This window comes from Streptomyces calidiresistens (assembly GCF_014141525.1).
GTDB lineage: Bacteria > Actinomycetota > Actinomycetes > Streptomycetales > Streptomycetaceae > Streptomyces > Streptomyces calidiresistens.
Genome location: NZ_VKHS01000408.1, coordinates 1 through 4,920, shown reverse-complemented (window position 1 = coordinate 4,920; position 4,920 = coordinate 1). Strand labels below are relative to the sequence as shown.

General features: G+C 71.7%; 5 protein-coding genes and 1 tRNA gene. All 6 read left to right on the top strand.

What is annotated here, in order from left to right:
- Positions 1 to 1,017, top strand: a 1,017-nt coding sequence (locus FOE67_RS16475; RefSeq protein ID WP_182665009.1) for a replication initiator, incomplete at its 5' end; no start/stop codon positions are given.
- Entirely contained in the window at positions 1,014 to 1,226 is a 213-nt protein-coding gene (locus FOE67_RS16470) for an excisionase family DNA-binding protein (RefSeq protein ID WP_182665007.1), read from the top strand. The genes FOE67_RS16475 and FOE67_RS16470, both read left to right, overlap by 4 nt.
- The gene (locus FOE67_RS16465; protein ID WP_182665005.1) at positions 1,226 to 2,404 is read left to right on the top strand and encodes a tyrosine-type recombinase/integrase; all 1,179 of its coding nucleotides are present in this window, start codon (positions 1,226 to 1,228) and stop codon (positions 2,402 to 2,404) included. Before FOE67_RS16470 ends, FOE67_RS16465 begins: the two co-directional genes overlap by 1 nt.
- A 3-nt stretch (positions 2,405 to 2,407) precedes the next feature.
- A tRNA-OTHER gene (locus FOE67_RS16460) sits at positions 2,408 to 2,505 on the top strand.
- Positions 2,506 to 2,685: 180 nt separating this feature from the next.
- The gene (locus FOE67_RS16455; protein ID WP_323384973.1) at positions 2,686 to 3,954 is read left to right on the top strand and encodes an alpha/beta fold hydrolase; all 1,269 of its coding nucleotides are present in this window, start codon (positions 2,686 to 2,688) and stop codon (positions 3,952 to 3,954) included.
- Between the two features lie 5 nt (positions 3,955 to 3,959).
- The gene (locus tag FOE67_RS16450) at positions 3,960 to 4,496 is read left to right on the top strand and encodes a GntR family transcriptional regulator (protein ID WP_182665002.1); all 537 of its coding nucleotides are present in this window, start codon (positions 3,960 to 3,962) and stop codon (positions 4,494 to 4,496) included.
- Positions 4,497 to 4,920 lie beyond the last annotated feature (424 nt).

Sequence of the window (4,920 nt, the reverse complement as noted above, 5' to 3'; positions counted from 1 at the left end):
CGCGTCTTCGCCACCCTCACCGCCCCCGGCTTCGGCGCCGTCCACAACCGGCCCGGCCGACCCGTCCGCCCGTGCCGCTGCGGCCTGCGCCACGCCCCCGACGACCCGGCCCTCGGCACACCCATCGACCCCGACTGCTACGACTACGAAGCGGCCGTGCTGTGGAACGCGCACGCCGGAGCCCTGTGGCGACGCTTCACCATCCACCTGCGCCGCGAGATCGCCCACCGCGCCGGACTGCCCCAACGCGCCCTCGCCGAGCACGCCCGCATCTCCTTCGCCAAGGTCGCCGAGTACCAACGACGCGGCGCGGTCCACTTCCACGCCGTCATCCGCCTCGACGGCCCCGGCGGCGGCCACACCCCGCCCCCGGCCTGGGCCACGGTCGAGCTGCTGACCGACGCGATCGGGGCCGCCGTCACCCGGTCGAGCATCCCCGGCCCCGTCCTGGACGGCCGCGCGCACACCTTCGCCTTCGGCCGACAACTCGACATCCGCCCCATACACGGCCCCGACCTCCACGCCGGCACCGACCTGAGCGAACAGGCCGTGGCGGGTTACATCGCCAAGTACGCGACCAAGGGCGCCGAAGCGGCCACCGGCACCCTCGACCGCCCCTTGCGGTTCCTCGCCGAACTGGTGGGCCTGGACCTCCCCGACCATGCCCGACGCCTGATCCGCACCGCCTGGACCCTCGGCGCCCGCAAGGAACTGGAAGACCTCCGGCTACGGACCTGGGCCCACATGCTCGGCTTCCGGGGCCACTTCTCCACCAAGTCCCGCGCCTACTCCACCACCCTCGGGGCGCTGCGCACCGCCCGGGCCGAATGGCGCCGACTCCAAGCCGCCCTCGCACGCGGCGACGCCCCCACCGACACCGGCCCTGCACCCGAACCGAGTGAGAAAACCACCCTCGTCCTCGGCCACTGGATCTACGCAGGAACCGGCCTCACCCCCGGTGAGGAATGGCTCGCCGACTCCCTCACACCGGCCCCGAAAGGAGAGTCCTCCCGATGAGCGACCGCTACCTCACCGTTGACCAGGTGGCCGAACTGCTGGCGACCTCGGTGCGGTTCCCGCGCCGGTTGATCGAGGAACGTCGGATCGAGTTCGTCAAGGTCGGTCGGCACGTCCGCATTCCCGAGCGGGCCGTGAAGGACTTCATCCGGGAACACACCGTCATGCCGGTCGAGCGGCCCCGGCACCGGCTGCGGGCGGTGGTCTGATGCCTCCCAAGCGCAAGCGGCGTCGTGGCTTCGGACGGATCCGGAAGCTTCCCTCGGGGCGGTATCAGGTGCGGTGCCCCGGACCCGACGGGGTGCTTCGCCCGGCCGACAGGACGTTCGCCACGGTGGCCGACGCGGACCTCTGGTTGGCCCGCAAGCGGGTTGAGATCGAGGAAGGGCGCTGGATCGACCCGCAGCAGGGGAAGGCCACGGTGGAGGACTGGGGAGCCCGCTGGCTGGCTTCCGTGGCCCCCCAACTCAAGGCCAAGACTCAAGCCTCCTACCGATCGCTGATCCGATCGAGGATCAATCCCGCCTTGGGCGCTCGGGAACTCTCCGCTCTGCGTCCCATCACGGTGGCCGAATGGGTGGCACAGATGAAGACGGCCGGGCTGAGCGCGTCCCGTATCCGTCAGGCGTACCGGGTGCTCTCACAGATGATGGCCTCGGCGGTGGATAACGGCATGATCACAGCCTCGCCGTGTCGGGGTGTGCGCCTTCCCCGGATGCCCCAGACCGAGCCGCACATCCTGACCCCGGAAGAGGCTTCCGGCATCGTCCGCCACGCGGCCCCGCCCCATGACGTGCTGATCGCGCTTCTCGCCTTCGCCGGTCTGCGGGTGGGGGAGGCGTTCGCGCTTCGACGTGGGGACATCAACGTTCCCGGCGGCCTGGTGCTCATTGACGAGAACCTGGCCGAAGCGAATGGGGTGCTCGTCTTCGACACCCCCAAATCACATCAGAAGCGTGCCGTGACGCTGGCTCCCTCCCTGGTAAGACGGCTGGTCGCTCATCTCGACGGCTTGCCCGAGGGGGATGAGACGCTGTTGTTCACCAACCGCTTCGGTCGTCCCCTGCGCTACAACCAGTGGCGCAAGGCGCACTTCGACCCCGCGGTTTCGGCGGCCGGGCTCAAGGACGTGACTCCTCACGACCTTCGTGCCTCTCACGGAAGCTGGGTCGCCGACCGATACGGGGTGATGACGGCTGCCCATCGCCTTGGCCACTCCAATGCCAGCGTGACCACCCGCCACTACGCGCGGCCGATCGCGGGGCGGGATGCCGAGGTGGCGGCGGCCTCCGACTCCTGGCTCGAGGGGCACGACGCACCCCGAAGGGCACAGGAGGGGCACGACGACGATCCCCGGAGGGACGGTGTCCCGCCCCCGAGCCCCTGACCTGCGGAGACGAGGGAAGCGACGATCTTCCGCGAAAGGTCTTGAAAACCGTCGTGAGGTAACCCCTCACCGTGGGTTCAAATCCCACAGCCTCCGCCCCACACGGCCCCTGACCTGCGCATCCGGTCCGGGGCCGTCCCCGTTCCGGCCCCCTCCCCGGTCCCTCTCCCGCCTGCGATCACCGCTTGACGGGGCACGCGAGGGGTGCCCCGGCCCGGTCCTCGAAGAGGTGCTCCCGTGGAGCGGCGGCTTCCCGGGGCGGGTCCCAACGATGCGCCGTGGTGGACGCGGTCCCGGCGATGATCGGTGATCACTGGGATGCCGACGAGTGTGAGCACGGCCTGCTCGATTTCAAGGAGACCCCCGACACCGCCGGTGACCCGGGAAAGAACGCCCGGAAGAGGTTCCACGAGCTTCCGGCCGAGACCGCCGTCTGCTTCGCCGACTCCGAGGGCGGGGCGGTTGTCGTGGGGGTCGGGGACCGGGCGTCCGACCGTGGCACCGCCCTCCGGGGAGTGCCGCCGAAGTACTCGGCGGAGGAGGTCGGGAACACCTCCGGAAAGCCGGGCATGCAGGCCCCCCCGACGAGGCCCGCCTCCCGTTCCCGCGCCCGCTCCGCGACCCGGGCCGCCCGGAAACGCGGTGGACGCGGATGGACGCGGCGCGTCATGGTGGAAACCATGGAACGCATGATCGACATCGCTCCCGACATCCGCCTGTGGGCCGAGGAGAGCGGCGATCGAACCGCTCCGCCGCTCCTGTTGATCATGGGGGCCAACGCCTCCGGTCTCGCCTGGCCCGAGCCCTTCGTCGAGGCACTGGGCCGGCACCACCGGGTGATCCGCTACGACCACCGGGACACCGGCCGCTCCACGGAGATCTTCGGGGAGCGGCCCTACGCCATCACCGACCTCGCCGGTGACGCCGTCGCCGTCCTCGACGCGCTGGAGGTGGACCGGGCGCACGTGGTCGGGATGTCCATGGGCGGGATGCTCACCCAACTGCTGCTCCTGGACCACCCGGACCGCGTGCTCACCGCCACGTTCATCGGCACCACGCCGCTGGGCGGCATCCCCTTCGAGGCCCCCGGGTTCCCGCCCGGGTTCCTCGCCCTGTGGGAGGAGATGGGCGCGGCCCGGGATCGCGAGGCCGAGATCGACTGGCGCGTCCGGCACTGGGAGTTGCTGCACAACGACCCCGGCGACGGCACCGGCATCCCCTTCGACCCGGAGGAGTTCCGGCGATTGGAGGAGCGGATCATCGCCCACTCCGGCCGGCACCGGGGACCCACCGCCCATGCCGCCGCCGCCACGGACGGCCTGGACCGGGGCCCGGAACTGGCCGCCGTCACCGTCCCGGCCCTGGTCATCGACGCCCCGAACGATCCCCTCGCCGGCAGTGCCCGGGCGCACGCCCTGGCCGGGGCGCTGGGCAACGCCCGCCCGGTGACCATCCCCGGCATGGGTCACGCCCTCCCCGGTGCCGTCCTCCCCCGCCTGGCCGAACTCATCCTCGGCCACACCTCACGCCCGGAGGAACGGGGAAGGTAACGGGCATGACGAACGAGCTGTGGGAAACGGATTCGACCGTCTACCTCACCCCCCGCCCCGGTGGGGGCGACGCGTGGGCGGAGGAGGCGGCGGCCCGGGGTGGACGGGGGACGCAGCGGCTGGTGGAGGTGCGAAGGATCCGTGCCCCCGAGGCGGTCGCCGGCCTGTTGGGGCTCGCTCCGGACGCCGAGGTCGTGGTGCGACGTCGGGTCATGTACCTCGACGGTCGACCGGTCGAACTCACCGCATCCCATTACCCGGCCGACATCGCGGCCGGCACCGCCCTGGCCGAGCCCCGCAGGATTCCGGGCGGGGCGGTGACCCTGTTGGCCGACCTCGGTTTCCGTCCCCACGAGGTGGAGGAAACGGTCGCCGTGGACCTTCCCGAGCCGGCCGTTCGTGAAGCCCTGGCGCTGGGGGAGGGGGAGCCCGTGATGCTCCTGACCCGGGTCAGCCGCGCCGCCGACGGTCGTCCCTTCGAGGTCGGCGTCATGACCATGGTCCGGGGCAGCCGCCTTCGGTACCGCACACGGATGGGGTGACCCGTGACCGAGCAACCCGGGTGTCGCGGGCCCCTGCACCGGCGGGAGTACCGCGTCCGGTTGTGAGGTCGGGACCGCCGGCCGTCTCACCCGGGGGACGCCCGCGCCCGCGCGCGCTCCCCGGCGCCCGGGCGCGGCCCGGGTCGGTTGTGAGGTATGTGACGACCCCGTGTCGCTGTGCAACGAAACGAAGACGGCCTCAACGTTCGGGCACCCCGGACGCTTGGCTGGTTGTCGAGGGCGAGCGCGCTCTCCGGAACGGGAAGCCCCCGGGTTTCCGCGTGCCGATGACGAGCCAGGTGAAAGGGACTCCGAGTTGAGTCACGAAGTCGTGAGCGGCGTGCCGGCGGCGACCGGCGTGCCGAGGGTGTTCGCCCCCGGGACGCGGGCACGGGGCCCGTGGTGGGCGGGCGGGGTGGTTCGC

Coding starts and splice junctions, on each gene's coding strand:
- FOE67_RS16450 (WP_182665002.1), top strand. CDS start 3,960: ATGACGAACGAGCTGTGGGAAACGGATTCGACCGTCTACCTCACCCCC.
- FOE67_RS16470 (WP_182665007.1), top strand. CDS start 1,014: ATGAGCGACCGCTACCTCACCGTTGACCAGGTGGCCGAACTGCTGGCG.
- FOE67_RS16465 (WP_182665005.1), top strand. CDS start 1,226: ATGCCTCCCAAGCGCAAGCGGCGTCGTGGCTTCGGACGGATCCGGAAG.